Origin of the sequence: Pseudomonas floridensis (assembly GCF_002087235.1) — a bacterium.
GTDB classification, from domain to species: domain Bacteria; phylum Pseudomonadota; class Gammaproteobacteria; order Pseudomonadales; family Pseudomonadaceae; genus Aquipseudomonas; species Aquipseudomonas floridensis.
Map to the genome: position 1 here is coordinate 54,982 of NZ_MUIO01000075.1, position 26,862 is coordinate 81,843.

Annotated in this window: 32 protein-coding genes; 27 read left to right on the forward strand and 5 right to left on the reverse strand. The window is 59.3% G+C overall.

All coding sequences use genetic code 11. From position 1 onward, the window contains the following. Positions 1-62: 62 nt before the first annotated feature. From BZK31_RS18670 to trpE, 5 genes are all read left to right on the forward strand, one after another. Positions 63-1,310: an ABC transporter permease gene (locus BZK31_RS18670; RefSeq protein WP_083184415.1), complete on the forward strand. Its 1,248-nt coding sequence runs from the start codon at positions 63-65 to the stop codon at positions 1,308-1,310. A gap of 11 nt (positions 1,311-1,321) precedes the next feature. Continuing rightward, positions 1,322-2,146 carry an ABC transporter permease gene (locus BZK31_RS18675; RefSeq protein WP_083184416.1) on the forward strand — a complete coding sequence of 275 codons (825 nt, stop codon included), beginning with the start codon at positions 1,322-1,324 and terminating at the stop codon, positions 2,144-2,146. A 277-nt stretch (positions 2,147-2,423) separates the two neighbouring features. Further along, positions 2,424-3,098, forward strand: coding sequence for a ribulose-phosphate 3-epimerase (rpe, locus tag BZK31_RS18680; RefSeq protein WP_083184417.1), 675 nt, complete (start codon positions 2,424-2,426; stop codon positions 3,096-3,098). Beyond that, the gene (locus BZK31_RS18685) at positions 3,095-3,913 is read left to right on the forward strand and encodes a phosphoglycolate phosphatase (RefSeq protein WP_083184418.1); all 819 of its coding nucleotides are present in this window, start codon (positions 3,095-3,097) and stop codon (positions 3,911-3,913) included. Before rpe ends, BZK31_RS18685 begins: the two co-directional genes overlap by 4 nt. A 70-nt stretch (positions 3,914-3,983) precedes the next feature. Beyond that, complete coding sequence (gene trpE / locus BZK31_RS18690) at positions 3,984-5,465, forward strand: anthranilate synthase component I (RefSeq protein WP_083184419.1); 1,482 nt, start codon at positions 3,984-3,986, stop codon at positions 5,463-5,465. A gap of 394 nt (positions 5,466-5,859) precedes the next feature. On the opposite strand, the gene estP is transcribed toward trpE, so the two are convergent. The 5 genes from estP to BZK31_RS18715 form a co-directional block, all read right to left on the reverse strand. Continuing rightward, positions 5,860-7,791: an esterase EstP gene (gene estP / locus BZK31_RS18695; RefSeq protein WP_083184420.1), complete on the reverse strand. Its 1,932-nt coding sequence runs from the start codon at positions 7,789-7,791 to the stop codon at positions 5,860-5,862. A 112-nt stretch (positions 7,792-7,903) separates the two neighbouring features. Further along, positions 7,904-8,146, reverse strand: a complete 243-nt coding sequence (locus BZK31_RS18700; protein WP_083184421.1) for a pyocin activator PrtN family protein — start codon at positions 8,144-8,146, stop codon at positions 7,904-7,906. Positions 8,147-8,187: 41 nt separating this feature from the next. Further along, positions 8,188-8,370, reverse strand: coding sequence for a hypothetical protein (locus tag BZK31_RS18705; protein WP_083184422.1), 183 nt, complete (start codon positions 8,368-8,370; stop codon positions 8,188-8,190). A gap of 88 nt (positions 8,371-8,458) precedes the next feature. After that, positions 8,459-8,716, reverse strand: a complete 258-nt coding sequence (locus tag BZK31_RS18710; protein ID WP_083184423.1) for a DUF1654 domain-containing protein — start codon at positions 8,714-8,716, stop codon at positions 8,459-8,461. A gap of 149 nt (positions 8,717-8,865) precedes the next feature. Further along, positions 8,866-9,477, reverse strand: a complete 612-nt coding sequence (locus BZK31_RS18715; protein ID WP_167378043.1) for a LexA family protein — start codon at positions 9,475-9,477, stop codon at positions 8,866-8,868. Between the two features lie 177 nt (positions 9,478-9,654). On the opposite strand from BZK31_RS18715, the gene BZK31_RS18720 reads away from it, so the two are divergent. The 22 genes from BZK31_RS18720 to BZK31_RS18830 form a co-directional block, all read left to right on the forward strand. Next, positions 9,655-10,092, forward strand: coding sequence for a hypothetical protein (locus BZK31_RS18720; RefSeq protein ID WP_083184425.1), 438 nt, complete (start codon positions 9,655-9,657; stop codon positions 10,090-10,092). Between the two features lie 277 nt (positions 10,093-10,369). Then, entirely contained in the window at positions 10,370-10,555 is a 186-nt protein-coding gene (locus BZK31_RS18730; RefSeq protein ID WP_083184426.1) for a Com family DNA-binding transcriptional regulator, read from the forward strand. Positions 10,556-10,565: 10 nt separating this feature from the next. Then, positions 10,566-11,396, forward strand: a complete 831-nt coding sequence (locus BZK31_RS18735) for a putidacin L1 family lectin-like bacteriocin (protein ID WP_083184427.1) — start codon at positions 10,566-10,568, stop codon at positions 11,394-11,396. 233 nt (positions 11,397-11,629) lie between these two features. After that, positions 11,630-12,019, forward strand: a complete 390-nt coding sequence (locus BZK31_RS18740) for a chemotaxis protein (RefSeq protein ID WP_083184428.1) — start codon at positions 11,630-11,632, stop codon at positions 12,017-12,019. Further along, on the forward strand, positions 12,000-12,338 hold the full coding sequence (locus BZK31_RS18745; protein WP_083184429.1) for a hypothetical protein: 339 nt from the start codon (positions 12,000-12,002) through the stop codon (positions 12,336-12,338). Before BZK31_RS18740 ends, BZK31_RS18745 begins: the two co-directional genes overlap by 20 nt. A 97-nt stretch (positions 12,339-12,435) precedes the next feature. Continuing rightward, positions 12,436-13,026 carry a phage tail terminator protein gene (locus tag BZK31_RS18750; RefSeq protein WP_083184430.1) on the forward strand — a complete coding sequence of 197 codons (591 nt, stop codon included), beginning with the start codon at positions 12,436-12,438 and terminating at the stop codon, positions 13,024-13,026. Next, on the forward strand, positions 13,023-13,208 hold the full coding sequence (locus BZK31_RS18755) for a DUF2635 domain-containing protein (protein WP_083184431.1): 186 nt from the start codon (positions 13,023-13,025) through the stop codon (positions 13,206-13,208). Before BZK31_RS18750 ends, BZK31_RS18755 begins: the two co-directional genes overlap by 4 nt. 18 nt (positions 13,209-13,226) lie before the next feature. Further along, positions 13,227-14,723 (forward strand): phage tail sheath subtilisin-like domain-containing protein, encoded by a 1,497-nt coding sequence (locus BZK31_RS18760; protein WP_083184432.1) that lies wholly within the window; start codon positions 13,227-13,229, stop codon positions 14,721-14,723. Positions 14,724-14,789: 66 nt separating this feature from the next. Further along, positions 14,790-15,137, forward strand: coding sequence for a phage tail tube protein (locus BZK31_RS18765; protein ID WP_083184433.1), 348 nt, complete (start codon positions 14,790-14,792; stop codon positions 15,135-15,137). Next, positions 15,134-15,430, forward strand: coding sequence for a phage tail assembly protein (locus BZK31_RS18770; protein ID WP_083184434.1), 297 nt, complete (start codon positions 15,134-15,136; stop codon positions 15,428-15,430). The genes BZK31_RS18765 and BZK31_RS18770 overlap by 4 nt, the downstream gene beginning before the upstream one ends. A gap of 130 nt (positions 15,431-15,560) precedes the next feature. Further along, complete coding sequence (locus tag BZK31_RS18775; RefSeq protein ID WP_083184435.1) at positions 15,561-17,597, forward strand: phage tail tape measure protein; 2,037 nt, start codon at positions 15,561-15,563, stop codon at positions 17,595-17,597. Continuing rightward, on the forward strand, positions 17,594-19,033 hold the full coding sequence (locus BZK31_RS18780; protein WP_083184436.1) for a DNA circularization protein: 1,440 nt from the start codon (positions 17,594-17,596) through the stop codon (positions 19,031-19,033). The genes BZK31_RS18775 and BZK31_RS18780 overlap by 4 nt, the downstream gene beginning before the upstream one ends. 3 nt (positions 19,034-19,036) lie before the next feature. Further along, complete coding sequence (locus BZK31_RS18785) at positions 19,037-20,143, forward strand: phage baseplate assembly protein (protein ID WP_083184437.1); 1,107 nt, start codon at positions 19,037-19,039, stop codon at positions 20,141-20,143. Next, a complete protein-coding gene (locus tag BZK31_RS18790; RefSeq protein ID WP_083184438.1) occupies positions 20,140-20,649 on the forward strand; it encodes a phage baseplate assembly protein V in 510 nt (169 codons plus the stop codon). The genes BZK31_RS18785 and BZK31_RS18790 overlap by 4 nt, the downstream gene beginning before the upstream one ends. Then, positions 20,649-21,047: a phage GP46 family protein gene (locus BZK31_RS18795; protein WP_083184439.1), complete on the forward strand. Its 399-nt coding sequence runs from the start codon at positions 20,649-20,651 to the stop codon at positions 21,045-21,047. Before BZK31_RS18790 ends, BZK31_RS18795 begins: the two co-directional genes overlap by 1 nt. Continuing rightward, positions 21,037-22,077, forward strand: a complete 1,041-nt coding sequence (locus BZK31_RS18800; protein WP_083184440.1) for a baseplate J/gp47 family protein — start codon at positions 21,037-21,039, stop codon at positions 22,075-22,077. The genes BZK31_RS18795 and BZK31_RS18800 overlap by 11 nt, the downstream gene beginning before the upstream one ends. Then, positions 22,065-22,664: a YmfQ family protein gene (locus BZK31_RS18805; RefSeq protein WP_083184441.1), complete on the forward strand. Its 600-nt coding sequence runs from the start codon at positions 22,065-22,067 to the stop codon at positions 22,662-22,664. The genes BZK31_RS18800 and BZK31_RS18805 overlap by 13 nt, the downstream gene beginning before the upstream one ends. Positions 22,665-22,674: 10 nt before the next feature. Further along, positions 22,675-23,808 (forward strand): hypothetical protein, encoded by a 1,134-nt coding sequence (locus BZK31_RS18810; RefSeq protein ID WP_083184442.1) that lies wholly within the window; start codon positions 22,675-22,677, stop codon positions 23,806-23,808. A 7-nt stretch (positions 23,809-23,815) separates the two neighbouring features. Continuing rightward, the gene (locus BZK31_RS18815; RefSeq protein ID WP_083184443.1) at positions 23,816-24,382 is read left to right on the forward strand and encodes a tail fiber assembly protein; all 567 of its coding nucleotides are present in this window, start codon (positions 23,816-23,818) and stop codon (positions 24,380-24,382) included. Positions 24,383-24,684: 302 nt separating this feature from the next. Further along, a complete protein-coding gene (locus BZK31_RS18820) occupies positions 24,685-25,752 on the forward strand; it encodes a phage tail protein (RefSeq protein ID WP_083184444.1) in 1,068 nt (355 codons plus the stop codon). 114 nt (positions 25,753-25,866) lie between these two features. Continuing rightward, positions 25,867-26,412, forward strand: a complete 546-nt coding sequence (locus BZK31_RS18825) for a glycoside hydrolase family 19 protein (RefSeq protein WP_083184445.1) — start codon at positions 25,867-25,869, stop codon at positions 26,410-26,412. After that, the coding region (locus BZK31_RS18830; protein WP_083184446.1) for a lysis system spanin subunit at positions 26,409-26,862 on the forward strand (454 nt) is incomplete at its 3' end. The genes BZK31_RS18825 and BZK31_RS18830, both read left to right, overlap by 4 nt.

Sequence of the window (26,862 nt, forward strand, 5' to 3'; positions counted from 1 at the left end):
TAGATCCGGGTGCTTCCTGTGTCAGGGAGCACCCTCTTCGTTGAAAGATTCCGGAGTTCGCTATGGCCACCGCCGTGCCCCTGACTGAAGGCGCCAGCCCCAACTTGAAGCAACGTCTCGCACGTGCAGAGCGAGTCAATCGCTGGAAGGCTCAGGCGCTGATCGCGCCGCTGGTCATCTTCCTGCTGCTGGTGTTTCTGGTGCCGATCGCCGCGCTGCTCTACAAAAGCGTCAGTAACCCGGAAGTCGTTGCCGCTTTGCCGAGCACCGTCATCGAAGTTCAGAAATGGGATGGAAAAGGGCTGCCGCCCGAGTCGGTCTACAAGGCGCTGAGCCTGGACCTGGCTGAAACCCGCAAAAATTCAACCCTGGGCGAGCTGTCCAAGCGCCTGAACATGGAACTGGCCGGTTACCGCAGTCTGCTGAGCAAGACTGCTCGCGCGCTGCCGTTCAAGACTGAACCTGCCTCTTATAAAGAAGCGCTCGAAGCGCTGGATGAGCGTTGGGGCGATCCCGCCTACTGGCAAGCCGTGCGGCGCAACACCAGCAGCATCACGCCGTACTACGTGTTGGCCGCCGTCGATCATCGTATCGACGATCTCGGTGAAGTGGCGCCAGCGACACCCGATCAGGCGATTTACCTGGATATTTTCGCCCGTACCTTCTGGATGGGGTTTGTCATCACCGTCATCTGTCTGGTGCTGGCGTATCCGCTGGCCTATCTGCTGGCCAGCCTGCCTTCGCGTCAAAGCAACCTGCTGATGATTCTCGTGCTGCTGCCGTTCTGGACCTCGATTCTGGTGCGCGTCGCGGCCTGGATCGTGCTGCTGCAGTCCAGCGGATTGATCAATAGCGCGCTGCTGGCGATGGGCATCATCGACAAGCCGCTGGAGCTGGTCTTCAACCGGGTCGGCGTCTACATCTCGATGGTGCACATCATGCTGCCGTTCATGATCCTGCCGATCTACAGCGTGATGAAGAACATTTCCCCGACCTACATGCGCGCCGCCATTTCGCTGGGCTGCCATCCGTTCAGCAGTTTCTGGCGTGTGTACTTTCCACAGACTTATGCCGGAATCGGTGCCGGTTGCCTTCTGGTGTTCATTCTGTCGATCGGCTACTACATCACCCCGGCATTGCTGGGCAGCCCGAACGATCAGATGGTCAGCTACTTCGTCGCGTTCTACACCAACACCAGTATCAACTGGGGCATGGCCACCGCGCTGGGCGGTCTGCTGCTGTTGGCGACCATCGTGTTGTATCTGATCTATAGCTGGCTGGTCGGCGCCAGCCGCCTGCGTCTGAGCTGAGGAGCGTCACCATGTTGAATCCCTACACGTCGCCGATCGAGCGTATCTGGCATTACGCGCTGCGTATCCTCTGTGCGCTGGTGCTGCTGTTTCTCGTGCTGCCGGTGCTGGTCATCGTGCCGCTGTCGTTCAATTCCGGCAGTTTTCTGGTCTATCCGCTGCAAGGGTTTTCCCTGCACTGGTATCAGGACTTCTTCAATTCGGCCGAGTGGATGCGAGCGCTGAAGAACAGCATGATCGTCGCCCCGGCCGCCACGCTGCTGGCGATGGTGTTCGGCACGCTGGCGGCGATTGGCCTGACGCGTGGCCATTTTCCCGGTAAGGCGCTGGTCATGGCGCTGGTGATTTCACCGATGGTGGTGCCGGTGGTCATCGTCGGTGTGGCCAGCTATCTGTTTTTCGCTCCGCTTGGGTTGGGCAACAGTTATACCTCGCTGATATTGGTGCACGCGGTATTGGGCGTGCCGTTCGTGATCATCACCGTGTCGGCGACATTGCAGGGCTTCAATCACAATCTGGTGCGTGCGGCGGCCAGCCTGGGTGCTTCGCCATTGACGGCATTTCGTCGGGTGACCTTACCTCTGATCGCTCCGGGCGTGATTTCGGGTGCCTTGTTCGCGTTCGCGACCTCGTTCGATGAGGTGGTCGTCACACTGTTCCTGGCCGGGCCTGAACAAGCGACGTTGCCACGCCAGATGTTCAGCGGCATTCGCGAAAACCTCAGCCCGACCATCGCTGCCGCCGCGACCTTGCTGATCGGCTTTTCGGTCGTGTTGCTGCTGGTGCTGGAATGGTTGCGTGGGCGTAGCGAGAAATTGAGGACTCAGGTGGCCTGACCGTGTCTTGCGGCGCTTTATCAAAACGCCGCATTTCCAGCGCCTGCCCGGGCCTCTTCGCGAACAAGTTCGCTCCCACTCGACCAGGCCTTCGCTCTGTGAGGCGCCCGTGGGAGCCAACTTGTCCGCGAACGCTTTATCAAAACGCCGCATTTCCAGCGTCTGCACGGGCATTTCGCGAACAGGGGAGCGCCTACGTCAGCGGGCGATCTGCGACATATTAAGAAACGTTGGAGTACAATGCGCGCCACCGTGATTCTGCTCAAACAGGTGCGTCATGCAGCCCTTCGTTATTGCCCCATCGATTCTTTCCGCTGACTTCGCCCGCCTGGGCGAGGAAGTCGACAATGTCCTGGCCGCTGGCGCGGACTTCGTCCATTTCGATGTCATGGACAACCACTACGTCCCGAACCTGACCATTGGTCCGATGGTGTGCAGCGCGCTGCGTAAATATGGTGTGACAGCCCCTATCGATGTGCACCTGATGGTCAGCCCGGTGGACCGGATCATCGGCGATTTCGTCGAGGCCGGTGCCACCTACATCACCTTTCACCCTGAAGCCACCCAACACATCGACCGCTCGCTGCAGTTGATCCGTGAAGGCGGCTGCAAGTCGGGTCTGGTGTTCAACCCGGCGACGCCGTTGAACCTGCTGGAGTACGTCATGGACAAGGTCGACATGATCCTGCTCATGAGCGTCAACCCAGGCTTCGGTGGCCAGAAGTTCATTCCCGGCACCCTCAACAAACTGCGTGAAGCACGCGCTTTGATCGACGCCTCGGGGCGCGACATCCGTCTGGAGATCGACGGCGGCGTCAACGTCAACAACATCCGTGAGATCGCCGCCGCCGGTGCCGATACCTTCGTGGCCGGCTCTGCGATCTTCAATGCCCCCGATTACCGCGAAGTGATCGAAAAGATGCGCAGCGAACTGGCGTCTGCCCGCGCATGAGCGGCTTCGAGCAGCTGTTCGCAGGTCAACTGCCCAAGCTGATCATGTTCGATCTGGACGGCACCCTCGTGGATTCGGTACCGGACCTGGCCGTCGCGGTGGACAAAATGTTGCTCCAGCTAGGCCGCCCTGCGGCGGGTCTGGAATCGGTGCGCGCCTGGGTCGGCAACGGTGCTCCGGTGCTGGTGCGCCGGGCACTGGCCAACGACATCGATCACAACGGTGTCGATGACGCGCTGGCCGAACAGGGTCTCGAGATATTCATGCAAGCCTACGCAGAAAAGCACGAGTTCACCGTGGTCTATCCCGGCGTGCGTGAAACCCTGAAATGGCTGCAGAAGATGGGCGTGCAGATGGCGCTGATCACCAACAAGCCGGAGCGTTTCGTTGCGCCGCTGCTCGACGAGATGAAGCTGGGCCGCTTCTTTCGCTGGATCGTTGGTGGCGACACCATGCCGCAGAAGAAGCCGGACCCCGCCGCGTTGTTTTTTGTCATGAAAATGGCCGGCGTCCCGGCCTCGCAATCCCTGTTCGTCGGCGATTCGCGTACCGACGTGCAAGCCGCCAAGGCCGCCGGTGTGGCGTGTGTCGCGCTGAGCTATGGCTACAACCACGGTCGCCCGATTGCCGAGGAATCCCCGGCCATGGTGATCGACGATCTGCGCAAGCTGATTCCCGGTTGCCTGGATCAGGACGCTGAGATACTGTTGCCCGACATCGAACGTCCCTCCCATAGAGATTCCATCGTGGTGGTCACTCGCAAACTCTGGATGAAAGTCATGAAGGCTCTGGCCCGCTGGCGTTGGCGCGCCTGACTTGATCCTGGCCGGCTTGCCGGTACGTTTGCCTACTTGACCGATTTATCCTCACACCACGAGGTTGCTCATGAACCGTGAAGAATTCCTGCGTTTGGCCGCTGACGGCTACAACCGCATCCCGTTGGCCCGCGAAACCCTGGCTGACTTCGACACGCCGCTGTCGATCTACCTGAAACTGGCCGACCAGCCGAACTCCTATTTGCTGGAGTCCGTTCAGGGCGGCGAGAAGTGGGGGCGTTACTCGATCATCGGTCTGCCATGCCGCACGGTACTGCGCGTGCATGGCCAGCGCATCAGCATTACTCATGACGGCGTCGAGATCGAAAGCCTCGAGTCCGAAGACCCACTGGCGTTCGTCGAGGCGTTCAAGGCGCGTTACAACGTGCCGACCATCGCCGGTCTGCCGCGCTTCAATGGCGGGCTGGTCGGCTATTTCGGTTATGACTGCGTGCGTTATGTCGAGAAGCGTCTGGCGAACTGTCCGAACCCCGATCCATTGGGCGTGCCTGACATTCTGCTGATGGTGTCCGACGCTGTCGTGGTGTTCGACAACCTGGCTGGCAAGATGCACGCCATTGTGCTGGTCGATCCGGCGCAGCAGGATGCCTACGAGCAGGGGCGTGCGCAGCTCGACGAACTGATGGACAAGCTGCGCCAGCCCATCACGCCACGTCGCGGCCTGGACCTGGATCGCCCGCCCGCGCCGGATCCGGTATTTCGCTCCAGTTTCACGCAGAGTGATTACGAAGCGGCAGTCGATACCATCAAGCAGTACATTCTGGCGGGCGACGTGATGCAGGTCGTACCGTCGCAACGCATGTCCATTGACTTCAAGGCCGCGCCCATCGATCTGTATCGGGCGCTGCGCTGCTTCAATCCGACGCCTTACATGTACTTCTTCAACTTCGGTGACTTCCATGTGGTCGGCAGTTCGCCGGAAGTGCTGGTGCGGGTCGAAGACAATCTGATCACCGTGCGTCCTATTGCTGGCACGCGGCCACGCGGCGCCAACGAAGACGCTGACCTGGCGCTGGAAAAAGACCTGCTGTCCGACGACAAGGAAATTGCCGAGCACTTGATGCTCATTGATCTGGGCCGCAATGATACCGGTCGCGTGTCAGAGATCGGCACGGTCAAGCTGACCGAGAAAATGGTCATCGAGCGCTATTCCAACGTGATGCACATTGTTTCCAACGTCACCGGCCAGTTGAAAGACGGCCTGACCGCGATGGATGCACTGCGGGCGATTCTGCCAGCGGGCACCTTGTCGGGCGCACCGAAGATTCGTGCGATGGAAATCATCGATGAGCTGGAACCGGTCAAGCGCGGTGTTTATGGCGGGGCAGTGGGGTATTTTGCCTGGAATGGCAACATGGACACCGCTATCGCGATTCGTACCGCAGTGATCAAGAACGGCGAGCTGCACGTACAGGCGGGCGGCGGGATTGTGGCTGACTCGGTGCCTGCGCTGGAGTGGGAAGAGACGCTCAACAAACGTCGCGCGATGTTCCGGGCGGTGGCGCTGGCGGAGCAGACCGCGGCGGAGTGAGCGGTTCAATCTGTCTGGTGCCTGAGATTGCACTCGAAGCATCCCTCACTGATCAGTTGCTGTAGGAGTGGACTTGTCCACGAAGACGGTGTTTTCGGCGCTGATTGGTTGGTGTCTGCACCGGCTTTTTCGCGGACAAGTCCGCTCCCACTGGCAGTTGCCGTAGGAGGGGACTTGTCCACGAAGACGGTGTTTTCGGTGCTGATTTGTTGGTGTCTGCACCGGCTTTTTCGCGGACAAGTTGGCTCCCACTGGCAGTTGCCGTAGGAGTGGAGTTGTCCACGAAGGCGGTGTTTTCGGTGCTGATTTTCGGTGTCTGCACCGGCTTTTTCGCGGACAAGTCCGCTCCCACTGGCAGTTGCCGTAGGAGTGGACTTGTCCACGAAGGCAGTGCTCAGAAGTTCAGACTCAACGCCACGTTGGCACCCTGCTGCGTCACGTCGTCGTTCTTGCGCCAGTTGTAATTGGCACGCAGCGTGAGGTCCTGAGTCAGCTTCTGGCTGACGCCGAAGGTGGCCCGGTTCAGGTTGCGTTGCGGGGTATAGCCGTCCAGCGTGAAGTCGATGGATGGCAGGCTGTTGAGTGATAGGGTCACGTCCTGCTGGTCAGTCTCGAACTCCCGTTCACGCGCCACTTCTCCCCAGATCTGGGTTGACGATGTGACCTGGAACTTGCCCTGCAAACCCACGCCCGCCCGACGGGATTTGCGTGTCTGGTCGCTGAAGGTCAGTGCGGTCGAGCGAGTACCTTCCTCGGAGTAGCCGTCCACGTCGATGTCCGCATAATCCGCGCTGACGAAAGGCGACAGGTGCCAGCGGCTGGCTGTCCCTGCGAGGTCGAAACCAATGCGGGCGCTGACGGCCCACATTTCGCCATCAGTGTCACCTTTCTCTTGACCTTCGCTCACGCCCAGCGCGAATTTACGTTCGGCATTCTCGTAGTCCAGCTTGCCGCCGGAAGCCGCCAGGTCGCCCCACCAGTGGTTGGCCTGGTATTGCAGAAACGCCGTGGCGATGTAGCTGTTGAGCTTGTAGTCCGAATCTCTTGGACCCGCTTCCAGATTCTGGCGATAAGCCCCGGCGACCACACCCGTGCGCCAGTGGTCGGCGAAACGGTAACTGGTGCCGATGGTCAGGTTATAGCCTTTTCCATCAGCGTCTGCTGACGTGTCCTGAGCATCGATGTCCAGTTTCTGACCTCCCGCCGAGAGGATGCCTTGCCATTGCCCGACTGCCTGCCAGTTGCCGAAATCGCTGAGCCATTGGGCATGGAGTTCGTCCTGGTGGGCGCGCAGGGTGGTGTTGGCCATTTCAGGCAGCAGGGTGATTTCCCACGGTGCCGACAGCAATGAATACGCATAGTCGGCCAACAAGCGCTGACCGGCTTCGGTCGGGTGGACGCGATCGTTGAAGAACAGCTTGGTTGGATCGGGCGTCGTGCCGGAACGACCGTAAGTAGCGCTTTCGTCGCAGTTATCGCCGCTGAAACAGGTGCCCACCAGGTCTTCATTCGGGTCGAAGCCGAAGCGCGCCGCAGAGGTGAGGGTTTCGCTGATCAGCAGCGGCACGTTGAGCGGGATGATCTGCGCGTCAACCTGCGTCAGACGGCTCACCAGTTGTTCGTTGAATCGGGCGCTGAGTCTGGAGGTCGTTGACTCCAGCACGGTGCCGCTCAAGGCTGGCGTTTTGCCGATGTCCGGCAGCAGCCAGACCATGATGTAACGTGCGCCAGCCTGCTGCAGCACCTGCGCGCTGTCGGCCAAGCGGTCTGCGGCATCTTCGGCGTCGCCGGAACTCAACACACGTCCCTGCAGGAAATCGTTACCGCCCCCTGTCAGGTAATAGAGCGCGTTCGGGTCTGCCCGCAAGCCGTTGGCGGGCAGATAACCCGTACGGCTGCGCAACACGGTCTGCGATCCGCTGGTGATCGGGGTCACGGTGTCGGATCGGGTCGTGATCGAATCCAGAATCTGATCGGTCCGATAGCCGCCCACCGCCCAGTTGTTACCGTCCGGCAGGCCCAGCGCTGCGTTGACCGGCGAGGTAGAGGGCGCAAGATCGCCTGCGGGGACATTGAGCATCCTGCCGATGAGCGTCGATGAATTGAGGTTGTACACCTCGCCGCTGCCGTCCTGATAAGTCGGGCCGACTCGGTTGGTGAAGCGCAAAGTGGCACCGGCGGGTCCGTCGGTATCCGGAAACTGACCAGCGTCCGCGAGGCTGTCGCCGAAGACCACCATGGTCGAATAAGGGGCGGCGACGGCTGAGCTACAGGCCAGCGAAAGTAGACAGGCCGCAAATGGCCATCGCCTTGATGTCATGATCATGAGAAAGATCCTTTCCTGTTTTTATTCTATCTAGGAAACGTAGCAAGCCTCTTCATGACCGCCAGTACTGAAGGAAGTTACCGCCCAGTGGTTGCTCCATCACGTTTGCGAATCATGCGGCCTTGTCTGTGACGATGTCGTTAAGGTAGTTGGCCAGGTCATGCAGGTAGACGAACGGATGACCCTGACGGGTGCCACCGGTACGGCTGACTTTCAACGCGATACGCCCGGCGTTGATCTTGCGCAACAGGTTGCGGTCGTTGGACAAGTGCGAGAAATAGCGCTCTCTCACCGCACTCAGCGATGGGCACGGCGTTGCGAATTCCTTGCGAAGTTGGTCGAGTATGTCGTTCATTCCGTGACTCCCTTTTCTGTGTACAGGTAAAAAGTGCAACGTCACGCCGCATCTCCGCCCAAGGGGGCAGAGTGCGAATCGATGACGGGCGAGGCCTTGGGCCGGTTGTTGGCCACAACCAGGAATTGCCCGGTCTGGCGCTGGATCATCTGTATGAGATGTCTGTCGCAGGCTGCCGGGTGCAGATAAACCGGGCAGCGTGTCAGTTGTCGTGTGGTTTGCATGTTCGTACTCCATAACGAGGTGCAAACAAACAATACGATATGTAGTAAAACACTGCAATACAGTTTGTAGTATTAAATACGTTTTGTATTAGCAGGTGTCTGCAGAGTCGACGTACCAGGACACGTTCACCGAGCCGGTCTCAAGGTTGCGGGTCACAGTAATGCCTTCAGCCTCGCTGATCTCTTCCACGATCTGCTCCCAATGAAGGAGCGACTCGCCCCGTTCACGTATCAGCAGCACCTGATGATCGATCTGCGCCTTGGGACTGGTGATCAGGTCTTGGATACGCTGGGCGAGCGCCAGATAGGCATCATGTTGCGATACATCGGGTGTCAGGTTTTGCATGCGTGAACTCCTTTTTACTGTATGTGCATACAGTAGTTGAGTAATATTTCCCACGCAAGCGGCAAACCTTTCCTATCTGTCAGCGCGTCGCTTGAACGTCGCCCATTAAAAAGCCCCGCTTGGCGGGGCTTCGGGCATATCGAGAGGACTCAGAGGCGCATCGTCATCTGTCTGATGACACCGATCAGTTTGCACTCTTCACTGACCGCGATGGTGGGGTAGGCCGGGTTAAGCGGTTTGAGGAAATAACGCCCGGCATCCTCGACCAGCTTCTTGAACGTCGCCTCGTTGCTTTCGGGAAGCTTGGCGATAACCAGCTTGCCGGGGGTTGGCTCGATACCCGTGTCCACCAGAACCAACATGCCTTCCGGAATGCTCTGGCCTGCGGGCGCCGTCATCGAGTCGCCACGCACCACCAGCCAGAAAGCGCGGCCCTTGGCTTTATAATCGCTCAGCTCGAAGGTGTCCGAGTAGCCGACCGGATAAGGCTCGACCGCCTCGTTCCAGCCACCTGCCTCTACCCAGCTGATCACCGGATACCGATAGAAGCGCGAAGGCTGCACCGTGGGCGCCACGTTCTGCTGTCCAGGCTCGTTCCCCGGAATCGAAGTGGTGAGGATCGGCAGGCCCAGCTCGGCCAGCAATCGGTTGATGACTTCGATCTTCGGCTCGCGCTTGCCGTTCAGCCAATGGCCCACCGCGCCCGGGGTTACCCCCATGCGTTCAGCCATTTCTTCCTGGCTGATCTGCTGGGTGTCCATGACCTGTCTTGCGACTTCATACCATTTATTCATGCGTCGAATCATACAGGCTGTAGGGTGATCTTCAATATACACATTGTAATGTCTTGTTGTGCATAAAAAATACAGATTGTATTGTCTGGCATTTCCAGAGGCGCAAAACCGTGCGCCTGAAACACGCCAGACAGGAGAAGCACAATGATTGAAGAAGTAGAAGCGGTGATGGTGCATTGGGGTGAGCAGCGGATGCGTATCGGGCTGGGTGGCGGTTTGAGCAGCCCGATGGCCGGGATCATGCAATGGGGTGCCTACATCCCGCGCAGCACGCCGGGTTCGCGGTCGCTGGTGGGCAATGGCAGCGGCATGGACTATATAAGCAGCGAAGTCGAAGCCGCGGTAGCCGAGATGGCGCGCGGCCCGGTCAAAGGGCGAGGGCCGGAACTGGCACAGTTGGCCAGCCTTCGTTATGTGGAGTCAGTACCGGTCCGCGAGCAAATGCGCTTGCTGGGCATCAATGAAGGCGCTGATCGAACCTATCGCAATTGGGTCGACAAGCTTCACCAGCGGGTTCTAGCCGCCCTTGCGGCGCGCAGTGCTTCGAGAAGCCATCATAAAGCGGCGGCGCGCAGGGCTTGAATGCGCGCTGGATCATGCGGTGTTCTGCACCGCTCATCCGGGCTGGCTGCACAGCTGTGGTCGAACTCGTGTTGAACTCCGGTCAAACTCGACCCACCCCAAAATTGCCCCTTTCCAGCCTTTCCGGAGGGGGGTAAAAAGGTCCCACGATATGCGATTTGCGCCTCGGAGCTGCCTCACAAAGATGCCTCGTAATTGCTGGCCCAGTCACGGATCGCTTACTTGAACCCGCCTCGGCGGGTTTTTTATTGGACGACAACACGAAAAGGCATTCCTAATGCTGAAAGAATGCAGATGCGGACAATGCAAAAGATTGCTCGCCCGAGTGGGTGAGTGCACTGAACTCCAGATTAAATGTTCTCGATGCGGAACATTGAATCATATGAAGGCCGAGAGCCTTGAGTCATCGCCTTGGAGCGACATCAAAGCGGAGTTTTCCGCACTTAAAAAGTTGACTAAATAAGGACTTAATTATGGCTTCTCAAATAACCTACACGCCTTTTAAACGCTCGGGCACAAACGTACTTCCTCCTAATCAATACATGGTAATCGGTCAATATTTAGTATCACCTGATGGTCGTTATAAACTCGCTCTCCAATCCGACTCCAATTTGGTGCTTTTTGATGGGGAGGCTGCTATTTGGGTGGCGGATTCCAGTCAGCCGTACAGCAGTGATTTGTTTAATAGAGGATTTGTCGAAACGCGTTTCTATGTGAGCAATTCAATATTTCTGGAAGACGCTGAGCGTAGCAGATTTTGGACCGCTTCAACGGGTAGAAGTGAGGAAGGCTTGTGGTACCGATCTCATCTAAGCGTTCAGGATGACGGAAATATTGTGACGCTTGATATAAATGCTCTTTTTACCACGCTTAACACGACGCTATTACCTAACTCTGATGAGGTTTTTATTTTCCCACCTGGCGTGAGCCTTGAGGTGGATAGGCGTTATACAGTGGGTGCGTACTCTCTTGTATTTTTGAATGACGGAAATCTCGCAGTATTTGCCCAAGACGGTTCCGTGGTTTGGAATGCAGGCGTATCTGGGCTAGGCGGTGTCCAGGCCACGATGCAATCTGATGGTAACTTTGTTATCTACGCGACCAACGGTGCCGCCGTTTGGCAAACGAATACTGCTGGTTTCCCGGGCGCGTATGGGCAGATTCAAAGCAACGGTGCTTTCGTAATCTGTCTTGGAACTCCACTGTGGGCACGGTCTGGCTGGACGCCGGGTAAACCGCCAAACGTTTTCTATCCACAGCACGGAGAGTTCAAGACGTATGATCGTGTAGTTTATAAGTTCTAGCGCTCTTCCCCCCTCTTCCCAAAGATAAGGGGGGAACTCATTACGCGGTCATCGTGAGTATAGAAAGGGACTGCGTTGCTCATTACGTATCGTAAGCGCTATTAAATGCCTCATGAAAAATTTCATTTTCTTGAAGGTCAATGATTGCTTGGCTGTAAGCGCTGTGTATTGATGCGTTTCTTTCTGGTTTTCCCGGCCGCCTCTGTGCGGCCTTTTTTATGTGCGGAGTAAAGATGGACCCCACCGACCTAGGCCCAGGCACAGCTACCTGGCTGGGCGGCACTGGCACCATCCTGCTTGGCGGCTTTTTATGGCTGCGCAAGTTTCTGTCCAGAGACGCCGCCGACCGGGCGATGGACAACGCCGACATTGGCACCGTGCGGCGGCTCAACGAATTGCTCGACTCCGAACGGGAGGCCCGCAAGGACGCTGAAGCGCGGGCCGATCAGTTTGCCAGAGAGCGCAATGAGCTGGCGGCGGCCGTTGGCCGCATGGAGGGCAAGATCGAGGCCCTGACCAGTCACATCGTGCAGCTCACCGACAAGGTGACTACGCAGAGCGCCGAGATTGCCCGGCTTCGTTCTCAGCTTGGAGGTGCCAACGATGCACAGATGCGTAATTGATTTCATCGCCCGGCGCGCCTGGCGGCAGATCGAAGTCTGGGTGATCGCCGTATTGCTCATCGTCGGATGCCTGATGTTGGGGTTTCAGGCCGGGCAGTGGTCGGCGAGTGCCGAGCACACTCAGCAACTGGCCGAAGTCCGCAAAGCGTATGACGCCGCGCTGGGCCGACGAGATCTCCGACTGGATCGGCTGGCCGAGAGCACCACTGAAGCCGTCGGCCGGGTTGAAAGCGCCGCCACTGTCGCCAATCAGGCGGCGCACACCGCCAGTCGCGCCGCCGACAAGGCCGACAAGGTGCTGGACAAGGCGACCCAGTAGCCGACCGACGCCAACAGGCGCGTCATTGCACACAGCCTGCACGCCGACAGCCTTCGCTGGCGTGTGGGATCGACACCTTGAACATGCGGATTGACTCATGAAGATAACCCCGATCGTTGCCCATTTGCAGGCGACCTGCCCGACCTTTGCCGGGCGAATCAGTGCCGGTATCGACTGGGCTGCCGTCGCCCTCGGCGATCAGCTCGAACACCCCTCGGCCTATGTGATTGCCATGGGCGATCAGGCCACGGCCAACGAACTGCAGAACGTCATTCGCCAGAACATCACCGACCGGCTGGACGTCGTGGTGGTGCTCGATGGCGGCGACAAGCGCGGGCAGCAGGCCAGTGAGCGGTTGCACGCCATTCGCGCCGAGTTGTGGCGTGCACTGGTGGGCTGGAGCCCGGAGCGCGATTACGACCCGATGCAGTATCAGGGCGGCGCGCTGGCGCAGATCAGCGGCGACCGCGTGACCTATCGCTTCGGTTTTGCCGCGCAATTCCAGTTGGGCCGCAACCTTGAAACGCAACCTGCCGAAACCTGGCACGAAGCTTACCTGGACGGGTTGCCGGGCTTTACCGGCGCCACGTTCGAGATGGACAGCATCGATCCGGCAGATCCCAACCTCAAACACCCAGGTCCGGATGGACGCATTGAAGTGAAGTTCTCAGGAGACGTAAAACCATGACCCAACGCATCACCGTCAAACCGGCCGAAGGCCGTGCCGTACCCGATCCGCAAGCAGGCGACCTGTTGCCTGCCGAAGGTCGGGAAGTGACGTTCAACGCCTGGTGGCAACGCCGTCACAACGACGGCGATATCACCCTGCAAACCGAGCAATCCCCCACTCAATCCGCCGTAATGGCTTAATCAAGAGGAAGCCAAACAATGGCTATCAGCTTTAACAACATTCCATCCGATGTCCGCGTGCCGCTGTTCTATGCGGAGATGGACAACTCGGCCGCCAACAGTGCGTCGGCCGGCATGCGTCGCCTGATCGTCGCTCAGGTCAATGACGATGTCACCGGCCCGGAGATCGGCACGCTGGTGCTGGTGCCGAGCGTGGCACTGGCCAAAAACCTCGGTGGTCAGGGCTCTATGCTCGCCGCCATGTACGAAACCTGGCGCAAGGCTGATCCGACCGGCGAAGTCTGGTGCCTGCCATTGCTCAGCACCGAAGGTGCCAAGGCTGGCGCGACCATCACCGTGGCGGGTGCGGCGACCGAATCCGGTCTGCTCAACCTGTACGTCGGCGGCGTGCGGGGGCAGGCCACAGTCGTCAGTGGCGCAACGGCGGCTCAGGCTGCCAACGCGCTGTCGGTGAAGATCAATGCCACGCCGGACCTGCCGGTCAGGTCGGTGGTCGAGGCCGGTGTGCTGACCCTGTCCTGCAAATGGAGCGGTCTCAGCGGCAACGACATTCGCCTGGAATTCAATCGTCTGGGCAAGACCAACGGCGAAGCGATTCCGGCGGGTCTGACCGCAGAAGTCACCGCCATGACCGGCGGCGTCGGTACGCCGGATCAGGTTCAGGCGCTGGCGGCACTGGGCGATGAGCCTTTCGAATTCCTGTGCCTGCCATGGACCGACACCGCCACGCTGGATGCGTGGAAATCGGCGATGGACGACAGCACCGGTCGCTGGAGCTGGGCCCGTCAGTTGTACGGCCATGTCTACAGCGCCAAGCGCGGTACTGTGGGTACGCTGGTCGCCGCAGGTCAGCTGCGCAATGATCAACACATTACCCTCCAGGGTGTCGAGCTGGCCGCGCCGCAGCCAGTATGGCTTTACGCGGCCGGACTGGCTGCACGCACCGCGGTGTTCATTTCCGCCGATGCTAGCCGTCCGACCCAGAGCGGCAGCATGCCCGGTCTGGATCCTGCACCGGCCAGCCAGCGTTTCACTCTGACCGAGCGAGAGTCGCTGTTGCGTTACGGCATTGCTACCTCGTACTACGAAGGCGGTTACGTGCGCATTCAGCGCTCGATCACCACCTATCAGAAGAACGCCTACGGGCAGGCGGACAACTCGTACCTGGACAGCGAAACCATGCACCAGTCGGCGTTCATCATTCGTCGCCTGCAGGGTGTGATCACCAGCAAGTACGGTCGCCACAAGCTGGCCGCCGATGGCACGCGTTTCGGTGCCGGCCAGCCGATCATCACGCCGAGCACCATCCGCGGCGAGCTGATCGCTCAGTACGGCCGTCTGGAAGAAGAAGGGCATGTGGAGAACGCTGAAGTGTTCGCCCAGTACCTGATTGTCGAGCGTGACGGCGACGATCCAAGCCGCGTGAACGTGATGTTCCCGCCGGATTACATCAATGGCCTGCGCGTGTTCGCGCTGCTCAACCAGTTCCGCCTGCAGTACGACGACGCGGCGTAAGCCTTTCCAACCACATCACTTTCAAACCCGCCGCGTGCGGGTTTTTTCATTCTGGAGATAAAACACATGGCTCAGAAAATTGCGGGTACCTGCTACATCAAAGTGGATGGCACCCAATTGACCATTAACGGCGGCGGCGAAGCCCCATTGATGAACGTGAAGCGCGATACCGTGGTGCCCGGCTACTTCAAGGAAGTGGACAAAGCCCCCTGGTTGAAATTCAAGGCCGTACATACCCCGGATTTTCCGCTCAAGCTGTTGACCACCGGTATGGATATGACCATCACCTGCGAATTCAACAACGGCAAAACCTACGTGCTGTCCGGCGCTTATATGGTCGAAGAACCGAGCAGCAAGGCTGACGATGGCACCATCGACCTGAAATTCGAAGGCAATCAGGGGACCTGGCAATGAGTGAAGTCATCGAACTGGCGAGCCCTATCGAAGCTCATGGCGAGACCCTCTCGCAACTGACGTTTCGCCGTCCCACCGCGCAGGAAGCACGCGCCATCAAGGCGTTGCCATACCGCATCGACAAGAACGAGGACGTTTCCCTCGATCTTGACGTGGCGGCGAAGTACATCGCGGTCTGCGCCGGTATCCCGCCATCGTCGGTCAACCAGATGGACCTGTGTGACATCAACACGTTGAGCTGGAAGGTCGCGAGTTTTTTCATGGCAGCGGCATCAGCGACCTTGAAGGCCTGATAGCCGTCGTTTACGACCTCGCGTACTTCTGGAAGACCGACCCCGAACTGATGATGTCCAGGGAACTGGACGTCATCACCGAATCGATCTTGCAGGCGCAACGCATCAACCAGATCCTGCAGGGGGAGTGATGGCAGACACTATCAAGACGCTGATCACCGGCGTCGATCAACTGTCTCCAACGCTGGCTGCTGTCAGCAAGAACGTCAAAGGATTCCAGGCCGGGCTCGAAGGCTCCGGCCTTGGGTCGATCCCGCTCGAGAATATGGTCAAGGAAAGCGTCCTCGCGCAGCCATTTATCGATGCGGTCAAGGCCGCAGTGGGTTTCGAGACAAGCATGGCCGGTGTGAAACGGTCCGTGACGTTTGAGAATCCGCAGCAATTCCAGGCGATGAGCCGCGACATTCTTGACTTGAGTGAGCGGCTTCCGGAGAGCGCCAGCGGCATTGCCGCGATTGTCAGTGAAGGGGCCAAGGCCAGCGTGCCGCGTGAAGAGCTGACCGGGTTTGCCTCCGATGCCGTGAAAATGGGCATCGCGTTCGATCAGACGGCGGCTCAGTCGGGCGAAATGATGGGCAAATGGCGCTCTTCGTTCGAGATGACTCAGCCGCAGGTTGCGGCGCTGTCCGAGAAGATCAATGTGCTCGGCGGCAATAATCTGGAAAAGCAGATTGCAACGATGGTCACTGCGATGGGCCCGCTCGGGCCTGTGGCGGGTCGGGCATCGGGTGAGATTGCCGCGATGGGGGCCACGCTGGCCGGCGTAGATGTGCCGACCGATGTGGCCGCCAAGGGCATGAAAAATTTCATGCAGTCGCTCACCGAGGGCGGCGCAGCCAAAGCAGGGGCTTTTCAGGCCTTGCAGCTGGACATCGACCAACTGACCCAAGGCATGCAGCAAAACCCGTCCGCCACCATCGAGAAGGTGCTGACCGCCATTTCGACGGTCGATCCGGGCAAACAGTCTGCGGTCATCACGCAACTGTTTGGCGAGGAGTCGCTGGGCGCGGTTACACCACTGCTGGAGAACCTGGACGTATTGCGGACCAACCTGGCGAAAGTCGGGGAGGGCGTGCAATCGGCAGGCACTATCGAGCAAGAATTCAAGGCCAACTCCGAGACCACCGCGGTCGCATTGAAGGAGATGGACAATCGGGTCGATCGCCTGAGCATCAACATCGGCAGTATGTTTCTGCCGGCGATGAACGAAGCGATGGCCGTGATCGGTCCGATGATTTCTCAGGTCGCAGCGTTGGCCGCCGAGCATCCTGGCGTCATCAAGGGCGTGGTGGGCGCTGCCATCGCCTTTGGCGTGCTGCAAGTGGCGGTACTGGCGGCGACGAATGCCAGCAAAGTATTGAGCGCGGTCATAGGGCTGTCACCGGTCGGTATGGTTGTGCGGGCACTGGCGCTGGCCGCAGGTCTTCTGATTGCCAACTGGTCGACCGTCGCCCCGTATTTCCAGGCTGTGTGGGCCAGCATTCGCGAACCCGTCATGGCGTTGTGGGGCGCGCTCCAGAAGGTGTTCGGCTGGACGCCGATCGGGCTGATCATCGCGAACTGGCAACCGCTGTCTGCGTTTTTCGGCGCGCTTTGGGACGTCATCAAAGCGCTGGCTTCGCCTGTGGTCGGTTACCTTCAAGCGCTGTTCGACTGGTCGCCTCTGGGAATCGTCAGTGAACAGTGGGAACCGATCAAAACCTTCTTTTCGGGACTGTTCACTGACATCAAACCGTTTATCGATCCGATCCTGAGCTGGTTCGGTGGCGGCTCTGAAGATAAATCCCTGTTGCAGCGCGCCACTCAAAAACTCAACGAGTTCGCTGACGAACGGCGTGCTGAGAACGCAGGTCCAGGTGGCGGTACTGGAGCGTTCCTGGCTGAGGGTGCCGTACAGGCCAGCCAGCTGAAACAGCAGCAAATCAACCAGGCGATGGGCATACCGGGAACCAGCCAACTGCTGGGTGCGCCGAACCTGCCTGCACCCGGCAGCCTGTTGCTGCAGCAGGGTGCAGGTGCTGGCTCGCGGCTTGAAGGCGAGCTCAACATTCGCTTTGAAAACGCACCGCCGGGCATGCGCACGGAACAGATGCAGACCAACCAGCCCGGCTTGACGGTGTCGCCAAGTGTGGGCTATCGAACCCTCGGCACAGGAGCCGCATCATGAGTACATGGCGTGACAGCCTGTTGCCCGCGTCTTTCCGGGGCATCGGTTTTTTCATCGAGAAAGCGACTGTTCCGACAGGACGCAAGGGGCAGTTGCATGAGTTTCCGCAGCGTGACGAGCCGTACTTCGAATCGCTGGGCAAACAGTCGCAGATCCATACGCTGACCGCTTTCATCGTTGGCAGCGATTGTTTCGAACAGCGGGACAGACTGCTTCAGGCGCTGGAGCAGGAGGGAGCCGGCGAGTTGGTGCATCCCTGGCTGGGTCGTATGCAGGTGCAGGTCGGCAACTGCACCCTGACGCATAACCTGACCGAAGGCGGGATGGTGCGTCTGGACCTGATTTTCTACCCGGATCTGCCGCTGAAGTTTCCGACGTCCACGCTCAATACTCGCCGTCAGTTGATGCAGGCGTCCGATGGACTGCTGGATTCTGCGCTCAGGCGCTATCGGGCGGTCATGGCGACGGTGGATGCCGTACGCATCAATATCAAAGCGTTGCGCAGTACGTTGTCCGGGGTGTTTGCCACGATTCAGCGGCAGTTCTCCTCGTTCATGGCGATCTATTCGGATGCCACCGCACTGGTGCACTCGCTGGTCAATGCGCCTTATACGTTGAGCTCGACGTTTTCCACGTTCTTCGCCAGTTTTGACGGGGACAGCCGCCGGGTCAGAAGAGAAAGCGGCAGCGCCGTTTCCGCTGGAAGCAGTGCAGGATCCGGTTCAGGCAGTTCTGGCGGCGGCAGTGCGGGGAGCGGATCGGGCGGCAGTGGCGGCGCGGGCGGTAGCGATGGTGGCTCCAGCGTTGGCAGGGCAGGCAGCGTTGCATCGAGCGTCTCGGGCGTGCGCAGTGCTTCGGGAGTCGAAATCGTACCGTATCGCTCGATCATCTCCGACGCCACGCAACAGGCGCAGGCTGTTTCCAGCATCAATCAGATCAATCAGGGAGGTGGTCTGGATACCGGCGTGACGGCTCAGGCTACTGCGGATCTGGTACAGGATGCGCTGTTGGTCAAGGTGGCGAGGGTCGTGGCCAGCATGCCGGTGGCGGTCAATACGAAACCGATTCTTGTCGTGCCGTCCCTGGATCAGCAACGCGTTCAACCGCTGCAACGTGCCGATGTGCCGGTGGCCGACGACGTGATCGAACTGCGCGACACGCTCAGTTCGGCCATTTGGGAAGCCGCGCTGAAGGCCGATCCGGAGCATTACCTGGCGCTCAATACGCTGCGACATGCACTGATCGGTCATCTCAATGCGGTGGCCGCTTCCGGTGTTCGTCTGCTGGACATGAAAGTGGCCGAACCGTTGCCAGCGCTAGTGCTGGCCTATCGTCGCTTCGGGGACGCAAGCCGCTCGCACGAAGTGGTTCAGCGCAACCGTATCGCGCACCCAGGCTTCGTGCCGCCCGGTACGCTCAAGATCGCTCAGGAGTAACCCATGATCGACCCTAACGTTGTCACCTTGACGGTTGGCAAGCATGACTATGGCGGTTGGAAAACCGTGGAAATCTCGGCGGGCATCGAGCGTCAGACACGCAGTTTCGACGTCAGCCTGACCTGGCAATGGCCTGGGACGGACATGGTCAGACCCGTGCGCGCAGGTGCCGCATGTGAGGTCCGTATCGGCGGCGAGTTGATCCTGACAGGCCGGGTATTTGCCACGCCCGTCAGCTATGACGAGAAGCAGATCACTTTGAAGATATCCGGACGCTCCCTGACCGCCGATCTGGTGGACTGTTCGGCGATCAACAAGCCTGGCGAGTGGAACGACGTATCGATGCTGACCATCGTCAGAGAGCTGGCCGCGCCCTACAAGGTAAAGGTGCTCAGCGAGATACCGGAAACTTCGCGAAAATCGAAGCACACCATCGAGCCCGGCGAGACGGTGTTCAAGTCCATTGACCGGCTGCTGACCGTGTTCCGGATATTTTCCACGGATGACGAATACGGCAATGTCGTGCTCGCCAGGCCCGCAAGTGCGGGCCATGCGGTGGACACGCTGGCGTTGGGTGGCAACGTGCTGTCGGCCGTTGCGCCGCTGGATTATTCGGGACTCTTCTCCGAGTACCAGGTCATTGGCCAACAGGCGGGCAATGACAAGACGTTCGGCAAAGCCGCGTCGGAGGTCTCCGCTTCGGTCACTGACGGTAGCATCACGCCTTCGCGCGTGCTGGTCATTCATGAGCAGTCGCCGATCACCCCGGAACTGGCGTTGAGTCGGGCCAAATGGGAGCGCGGCCATCGCCAGGGCAAGACCCGGCTGACCACGTACAAGGTGCAAGGCTGGCGGCAGTCCAACGGTGCGTTGTGGCGCCATAACACCCTGGTCCATGTCGTCGACCCGATCCTGGACCTCAATCAGGAAATGCTGATTTCGGCCATTACCTATTCGCTCTCCAGCGAGGGTACGACCGCCACGCTGGTCGTCGGGCCGATCGAGGGTTTTGAAGCAGAGCCCGGTGATCCTGAAAAGCGCAGCAAGGTGCCGGTCAACCAGGACGCCTACAGCTACGCGCAACCCAATTACGAAGGAACGCTCGCATGAGTCTATTCAATCGCATGCTGGTGCGCGGCACGGTCGTGCTTGCAAGAGCCAGCAGCAAAATGCAGGCGCTGCAAATGCGTCTGACCGCAGGAGAAGTCAGGGGGGACATGGAGCATTTCGAACCCTATGGCTTTACCAGCAACCCGCTGGCGGGGGCTGAGGGTATCGCCGCCTTCATCGGCGGTGATCGCTCCCACGGTCTGCTGCTGGTGGTGGCGGACCGCCGGTATCGCCTTCAGGGACTGGAGTCGGGCGAAGTCGCGATCTACACCGATGAAGGCGACAAGGTGCACTTCAAGCGCGGCAAGGTCATCGAGATCCAGACCAACACCTTGAACATCAAGGCCGCGACGGCGGTGAATTTCGAGACGCCGCAGATCACCCAGACAGGGAAGATCGTTTCCCAAGGCGACCAGATCGCTGGCGGCATCAGCCAGATCACGCACTTGCACGGCAGCGTGCGCTCCGGTCCAGACCAGAGCGGGCCGCCCGTTGGAGGTGGCTGATGATTATTGAAGGCACCTTGCAGTCCGCCTTGCTGCGCTCGGTGATCATCAGCCTGTTCACCTGGCGCCGCGCCGAGGCCGACGATCAGTTCGACGATGCCGAGCGTTTCGGCTGGTGGGGTGACACCTACCCGAGCGTGGCCAATGACCGGATCGGCTCGAGACTGTGGCTGCTGCGCAGGGTCAGGCTTACCGCGCAGACCGAACGCGACGCTCAGTTTTATGCCCATGAAGCGTTGAGCTGGCTGATCGACGACGGTCACGTCAAGCGCATCAACATTCTTACCGAACAGGTCCAGAGCAACCGCCTGAACCTGGGCGTCGAGCTGGTCGTCCCGGACGGCCAGGTCGTGCGCTTCCACCCTTCAGAACAGTGGCAGGTGATCTATGCCGTTTGAAACACCAACGTTACCGGCGCTGGTCAACCGCACTCAGGTCGACCTTGCCAGCGATGCGCTTCGCCAGTCCGATGCTCGGGTGCTGTCGCGCGCACACAGCGGCGCGGCCTACGGGCTGTACGGCTATCAGGACTGGATCGCGGATCAGATTCTGCCGGATACGGCCGATGAGGAAACCCTCGAGCGCCAGGCCATTCTGCGTCTGCGGCAGCCGCGCAAACCCGCGCAGCCTGCCACTGGCAAGGTGCGTTTCGTGGCGGCTGCCGGTGCGGTGCTGGATGTCGACACCGTTCTGCAGTTCAGCGACGGGCGCTTTTATCGCGTCACTCAGGGCGTCACCACCGTGGCGGGCACCAACACGACCACGGTCGAAGCGGTAGACGCAGGCGCGCTGGGCAATGCCGACGCCGGACAGGTCATGACCGCCGTTCAGCCGGTTGAAGGCATCGACGGCAGCTTTACCGTCATCGGAGACGGGCTGGTCGGCGGCATCGCCCGGGAAAGCACCGAGTCGCTACGGGCTCGCGTGGTGCGTTCGTATCGCGTCATTCCCCATGGCGGCAATCAGGACGATTACGTTACTTGGGCGCTGGATGTGCCGGGCGTGACGCGGGCCTGGTGTGTGCGGCGGTACATGGGGCCGGGCACCGTGGCGGTGTTTTTCATGCGCGACGATGATTCGAGGCCGACACCGGACGCCGAGCAATTGGCTGAAGTGGCGGCCTACCTCGAGCCGCTACGCCCGGTCACGGCCGAGCTGTACGTGCTGGCGCCGGTTCAGAAGCCTGTGACGTACACCATCAGCCTGACGCCGGACACCTCGGCAGTGCGCGCGGCGGTGCAGGCGCAACTGGCCGATCTGCACAATCGTGAAGCCGGTCTGGGCGAAACCCTGTTGCTGACGCACATCGCCGAGGCCATCAGTCGGGCAACCGGGGAAACCGACCATGTACTGGTTTCACCGACGGCCAACGTCACGGCAGCGGCCAATCAGTTGCTCACCTTTGGGGGGATTTCATGGTCGTCATAAGAACCGCCCAGCACTACGCCGAACAACTGCAGGCGCTGCTGCCATCCGGTCCTGCATGGGATCCGGAGCGTGTGCCCGAGGTTCAGCAACTGATCGCCGGTCTGTCCCACGAGTTCGCTCGCATCGACGGACGCGCCTTCGATCTGCTCAACGAGATGGACCCGGCCACCGTCAGCGAGCTGGTCCCGGACTGGGAGCGGGTCATGAACCTGCCCGATCCGTGCCTCGGGCTCAAACCGCTGTTCGAAGACCGGCGTCTGTCGGTACGCCAGCGGCTGGTGGCTGTAGGAGGGCAGAACGCAGCGTTCTACATCGGCATTGCCGTAAGCCAGGGCTATCCCGACGCCTCTGTCACTGAACTTCGAGCGCCCCGTATGGGGCGTTCTCGTTTCGGGCAGGCGCACTTCGGCACCTGGAACGCGCAATTCATGTGGACCCTGAACACCGGCGGACGTCAGCGGCTGGGTCGGCGCTTTGGCGCCAGTTACTGGGGAGAGCGGTTCGGGGTCAACCCCGGCACCGCCATCGAATGCCTGATCCGTCGAGCAGCACCGGCGCATGGCGTCGAATTCGTTAATTTCAACTGAGGAACAACACGTGGACTATCCCAAGAGTGTGCCAGGCGTAGGCCTGGTGAGCGGCAAATTTATCGATGAAAACCCGGCAACCGGTACACCCGGTTCGCTGATTCCCGCGCAGTGGGGCAACTCGGTGACGCAGGAGATTCTAAATGCCATGGCCGCTGGTGGCGAGCAGCCGGATGAAGGCCGGGCGGATCAGCTCGCAAAAGCGATTGCCCAAATCAGCCGCGGGACACAGCCGGTCGCCAAGGTGCTTTCGTTCAACGAGAACATAGCTTTTACGAAAGACCAGATGGAGTTACTTCTGCTTGATGCCTCAGGCGGAAGTCGCGCTTTCACGTTGCCTTCTTCAAATTCGGTGCTTGGCACCAGGGACGTAATTGTTCGCAGGGTAGACAACAGTGGCAACCGGCTAGTCATCAATGCAGCAGCCGAAGACAGGATCAAGTTTCATACTCACTTGAATGCCGCCGGTTACACCTTTCTGGTTTTGATGGGGGCAGGCGATTGGTGGCACCTGCGCAGTGACGGAGTCGGTAACTGGTGGCCTGTAGGCCGTTATGACAGTACTCCATTGGGACGCCCTTTTTTTGAAACGACAACCTTGTTCAGTCCGGGCGGGTATGGAGCGCTAAATGGAGCGCTGCTTAACCGTGCCGACTGGCCTTGGCTCTGGGATCACGCTCAGAAGTCCGGGATGCTCTATACGGAGGCCGGCCGCACTGGCAAAGAAGGTGGGTGGACCGCAGGTGACGGTGCTTTGACTTTTCGTGGACCCGAAGGACGCGGGGAGTTCTTGAGAGTGCTTGATGAATCTCGCGGAGTAGATGCCTCACGCGTTGCAGGCTCTTGGCAGGACGGCACCTGGCTTAGGACGGTTGCGCAAGAGTGGACAGGATCTGATCTTGAGAGCGGCACTTTCGTGCTGGGCAATGCTCACGCTCAAGCCGATGGGCGGCTCGCTTCCTCCGGCGTTGGCGGTGTCCTCCCATCAGGCGCATTAATTCCTGCTGGTGGTTCTGCTTACCCCCCCGCGACAACAGACAACGCTGTTACTGGAACCGCCGTAAGGAACGAACAGGCAATGAATAACTGGATTCGCTTCCGTAGCCGCAATATTGCCTACCCCGGGCGCATTAAACTGATCTGAGGACGATATGCCAATTTATTTGATAGACGATTTTAACGCTTTGATTGGTCCAGTCGAATTGCCGATTGTCCCTGGTCTCGGTGAGCAGGCACCCAGCAACTCTGTCAGTTTGCCAACCCTGTTGGCCGAGCCTGAAAAAGGATTTTCCTGGGCATTGGTTGATGATGAGCCGCAACAACTGGCGGACTGTCGCGGCCTCATGTTTCGAACTGAGGATGGCTCTGAAGAGCTGTGGGCCAAGTTGGGTACCCCACCTGAGACGCTTACTGCTAAGCAGTGGCCTGGAAAATATTACATCTGGCAAGAGGGAAACTGGGTGGTTGATGAGGATGCAAGGCGACTTGCCTTCACCTCTGCCGCGCTGATCGTCCGTGACCAATGTCTTCAAGTCGCAGCCAAGCATATTGCTCCTTTGCAGTATGCCGAAGAGTTTGGAGATATCACCGGTCCTGAGAAATTCAGATTACTTGAGTGGAAGCGATACAGCATAGAGGTGAATCGGATTGAGCAAAGTCCCGACTATCCGTTCCATATTGACTGGCCCCCCGCGCCATCAGATACGTTCGTGAAGTAGTCCTTTTTTTGCACGATTTATTTTTACGAAGCCTGCAAGGGGTTTATTAAATTTTCGCCCTGGCGTAATAGCTGCCTCAGCTATTGCTCGGTATTAAATTTAAGTCGGCGTTTTTGTTCGGTGGAGAAAACTGATTGCAGGCTGCTGCGAGCAGGATGAAATTAAAATCTCAATTAAAAATCCTATCAAAAATTGTATAGGCATTACTTAGGCTCAATAAGGCAAGGGGGAAAAACTAAAGCTTGGAAGCGTAATTTTGTATGAACCACACATTCCTTCACTAGAAAATTATAGGTATTCCTATGTACACAGTCATAAGCGGTCGCCATCCTCGCTGGGCCGATCTGGCTCATACATCCATGATCCTTTCGGTGCTCGTTGAGCTAAACGGATATATGCCCCGTGAGGACGCTATCTCCGCCTCGGCCACCGATCCAGATCCGGAAATCGTTGCGCTTTTCAATCGCGCAGTCGCCGGTGAGTTTGGTGAGGTCCTTGAGCCAACCGAGCAGATGGTCTTGAGTGCCGTCATGATTCAGCGTGGCGGGTACTCTGCCGACGCTACTCGGAAAATCGACGTGTTGAATAATGAGCTGTCCATCTTGCGGGACGCTGTAGCGTTGGGTTCGGCCACTCAGGCTCAGATCGACTCCTTGCCTGCGCTGCAAGCCGAGCTTGAGGCCTATTTGCTGTACCGGGCACAACTCGCCCGACTCGAAGATATTCCGGGCTTCCCGATGTCTTTCGTATGGCCCGTTGCGCCTGCTTCGCCGTTCGTGTACGTCAAGCCGCCTGAAGTGCCCACCCCGCCAACAGGTGTTGGCGAGGATGAGCTGCCGTGGATCATGTCCAGTATTCGCAGTCCTCGCTGGGCCGATCAAGGCCATAACGCTATCGTACTGTTGGTGGTTTTTGAGCAAACCAAAGACACGCGTGGTGAAGAAGCTATAACCGTTGCGTTCAACGACCCGCGGCCTCAGGCCCGACAGTTGTACGAACGTGCAGTCTTCGGCGGGTTCGGCCCGGTCCTTGAGCCGCTCGAACCGACTGCGCCGGTTGTCACTGTGGACGGGAGAGTTCAACGTGACCGTTACGCGGCCGCGGCCACTGCGAAAATCGATGAGCTGGAGTACGCGCTTGATACGGTGCTCAAGACCATTGATGCACAGCTGAAATCCCTGTCTGCGCTGCAAGCCGAGCGTGAGGCGTACTGGCGCTACAGAGTGCAGCTTGCCCAGCTCGATGCGGTGCCTGGCTTTCCGGAGACTTTCGTGTGGCCGGTTGCGCCTGCAACGCCGTTCGTTTACGTGCCGCTGACGCAAGCGCCACCTCCGGTAGTCGGCGTGAGTCCAGATGAGCTTCCCAAGTAATGACGCCCCGCAATGACGGGGCGTCTTTTTATCCGCACTGCACGTTGCTCTTGAACCACAAGAGGGGCGGGCTGTGCGGGTTTGGCAGGTTCCATAAACTCTCCAGGAGGATCAATGCCTATTGATCAGCAACAATTACTGAGCATTCTCCCCAACGCCGGCCTTAAAGCCGGCGTTTTCGTTTCTGCGCTGAACATCGCCATGAACCATTACCGCATCGATACACGGCTGCGCGTGGCGGCGTTCATCGCGCAGGTCGGGCATGAGTCCGGTCAGCTCCGGTACGTGCGTGAACTGGGTAACGACAGTTACCTGGCCAGGTACGACACCGGGCAGTTGGCGTTGCGTCTGGGCAACACGCCCGACGCAGACGGCGACGGCCAGCTTTACCGCGGTCGCGGGCTGATTCAGGTGACGGGACGCGCCAACTATGAGGCGTGCGGGGAGGCGTTGGGGCTGGATCTGTTGCGCCAGCCCGAGCTGCTTGAAAGGCCCGACCATGCCGCGATGTCGGCGGCCTGGTTCTGGGATCGCGCCAACCTGAACGTGCTGGCTGACAAGGGAGACTTCCTGATGATCACCCGGCGCATCAACGGTGGCACCAATGGTCTGTCCGATCGACAGGCGCTCTATCAACGGGCTCTGGAGGTGCTGGCATGAATGTGCTGGATCTGCGTTTCGTGATGGTGGCGGTCGTGGTCGGCTCAGGCCTTGGTGCGTGGCTTGCCTGGGAATGGCAGGCCACACGCTACGAGCGGCAATTGTCTGAGCAGGCCATGAGTGGTCTGCGCGAACGAGAGCTGGCGTCCAGGGCCGTCATCGACTGGCAGACTGCCGAACAGGCTCGACTGCGCGCGCTGGAGCTTCGCCTGCAGAACAGCGATACCCACTTTCATAAGGAATTGACCGATGCACAAACCGCTCAGGCTCGTTTGCGCGACCGGCTGGCTACTGCTGATTTGCGGCTGTCAGTCCTCATTGCCAGCCCGGCCATCAGTGATGGCATGTCCGCCACCTCCAACACCGGCGGCGTGGTTCATGGAGGCACGCGAGCCGAACTTGACCCAACGGCTGCTCAACGAATTGTCGCCATCACCGACGACGGCGATC

Coding starts and splice junctions, on each gene's coding strand:
- BZK31_RS18670 (WP_083184415.1), top strand. CDS start 63: ATGGCCACCGCCGTGCCCCTGACTGAAGGCGCCAGCCCCAACTTGAAG.
- BZK31_RS18675 (WP_083184416.1), top strand. CDS start 1,322: ATGTTGAATCCCTACACGTCGCCGATCGAGCGTATCTGGCATTACGCG.
- rpe (WP_083184417.1), top strand. CDS start 2,424: ATGCAGCCCTTCGTTATTGCCCCATCGATTCTTTCCGCTGACTTCGCC.
- BZK31_RS18685 (WP_083184418.1), top strand. CDS start 3,095: ATGAGCGGCTTCGAGCAGCTGTTCGCAGGTCAACTGCCCAAGCTGATC.
- trpE (WP_083184419.1), top strand. CDS start 3,984: ATGAACCGTGAAGAATTCCTGCGTTTGGCCGCTGACGGCTACAACCGC.
- estP (WP_083184420.1), bottom strand. CDS start 7,791: ATGATCATGACATCAAGGCGATGGCCATTTGCGGCCTGTCTACTTTCG.
- BZK31_RS18700 (WP_083184421.1), bottom strand. CDS start 8,146: ATGAACGACATACTCGACCAACTTCGCAAGGAATTCGCAACGCCGTGC.
- BZK31_RS18705 (WP_083184422.1), bottom strand. CDS start 8,370: ATGCAAACCACACGACAACTGACACGCTGCCCGGTTTATCTGCACCCG.
- BZK31_RS18710 (WP_083184423.1), bottom strand. CDS start 8,716: ATGCAAAACCTGACACCCGATGTATCGCAACATGATGCCTATCTGGCG.
- BZK31_RS18715 (WP_167378043.1), bottom strand. CDS start 9,477: ATGGACACCCAGCAGATCAGCCAGGAAGAAATGGCTGAACGCATGGGG.
- BZK31_RS18720 (WP_083184425.1), top strand. CDS start 9,655: ATGATTGAAGAAGTAGAAGCGGTGATGGTGCATTGGGGTGAGCAGCGG.
- BZK31_RS18730 (WP_083184426.1), top strand. CDS start 10,370: ATGCTGAAAGAATGCAGATGCGGACAATGCAAAAGATTGCTCGCCCGA.
- BZK31_RS18735 (WP_083184427.1), top strand. CDS start 10,566: ATGGCTTCTCAAATAACCTACACGCCTTTTAAACGCTCGGGCACAAAC.
- BZK31_RS18740 (WP_083184428.1), top strand. CDS start 11,630: ATGGACCCCACCGACCTAGGCCCAGGCACAGCTACCTGGCTGGGCGGC.
- BZK31_RS18745 (WP_083184429.1), top strand. CDS start 12,000: ATGCACAGATGCGTAATTGATTTCATCGCCCGGCGCGCCTGGCGGCAG.
- BZK31_RS18750 (WP_083184430.1), top strand. CDS start 12,436: ATGAAGATAACCCCGATCGTTGCCCATTTGCAGGCGACCTGCCCGACC.
- BZK31_RS18755 (WP_083184431.1), top strand. CDS start 13,023: ATGACCCAACGCATCACCGTCAAACCGGCCGAAGGCCGTGCCGTACCC.
- BZK31_RS18760 (WP_083184432.1), top strand. CDS start 13,227: ATGGCTATCAGCTTTAACAACATTCCATCCGATGTCCGCGTGCCGCTG.
- BZK31_RS18765 (WP_083184433.1), top strand. CDS start 14,790: ATGGCTCAGAAAATTGCGGGTACCTGCTACATCAAAGTGGATGGCACC.
- BZK31_RS18770 (WP_083184434.1), top strand. CDS start 15,134: ATGAGTGAAGTCATCGAACTGGCGAGCCCTATCGAAGCTCATGGCGAG.
- BZK31_RS18775 (WP_083184435.1), top strand. CDS start 15,561: ATGGCAGACACTATCAAGACGCTGATCACCGGCGTCGATCAACTGTCT.
- BZK31_RS18780 (WP_083184436.1), top strand. CDS start 17,594: ATGAGTACATGGCGTGACAGCCTGTTGCCCGCGTCTTTCCGGGGCATC.
- BZK31_RS18785 (WP_083184437.1), top strand. CDS start 19,037: ATGATCGACCCTAACGTTGTCACCTTGACGGTTGGCAAGCATGACTAT.
- BZK31_RS18790 (WP_083184438.1), top strand. CDS start 20,140: ATGAGTCTATTCAATCGCATGCTGGTGCGCGGCACGGTCGTGCTTGCA.
- BZK31_RS18795 (WP_083184439.1), top strand. CDS start 20,649: ATGATTATTGAAGGCACCTTGCAGTCCGCCTTGCTGCGCTCGGTGATC.
- BZK31_RS18800 (WP_083184440.1), top strand. CDS start 21,037: ATGCCGTTTGAAACACCAACGTTACCGGCGCTGGTCAACCGCACTCAG.
- BZK31_RS18805 (WP_083184441.1), top strand. CDS start 22,065: ATGGTCGTCATAAGAACCGCCCAGCACTACGCCGAACAACTGCAGGCG.
- BZK31_RS18815 (WP_083184443.1), top strand. CDS start 23,816: ATGCCAATTTATTTGATAGACGATTTTAACGCTTTGATTGGTCCAGTC.
- BZK31_RS18820 (WP_083184444.1), top strand. CDS start 24,685: ATGTACACAGTCATAAGCGGTCGCCATCCTCGCTGGGCCGATCTGGCT.
- BZK31_RS18825 (WP_083184445.1), top strand. CDS start 25,867: ATGCCTATTGATCAGCAACAATTACTGAGCATTCTCCCCAACGCCGGC.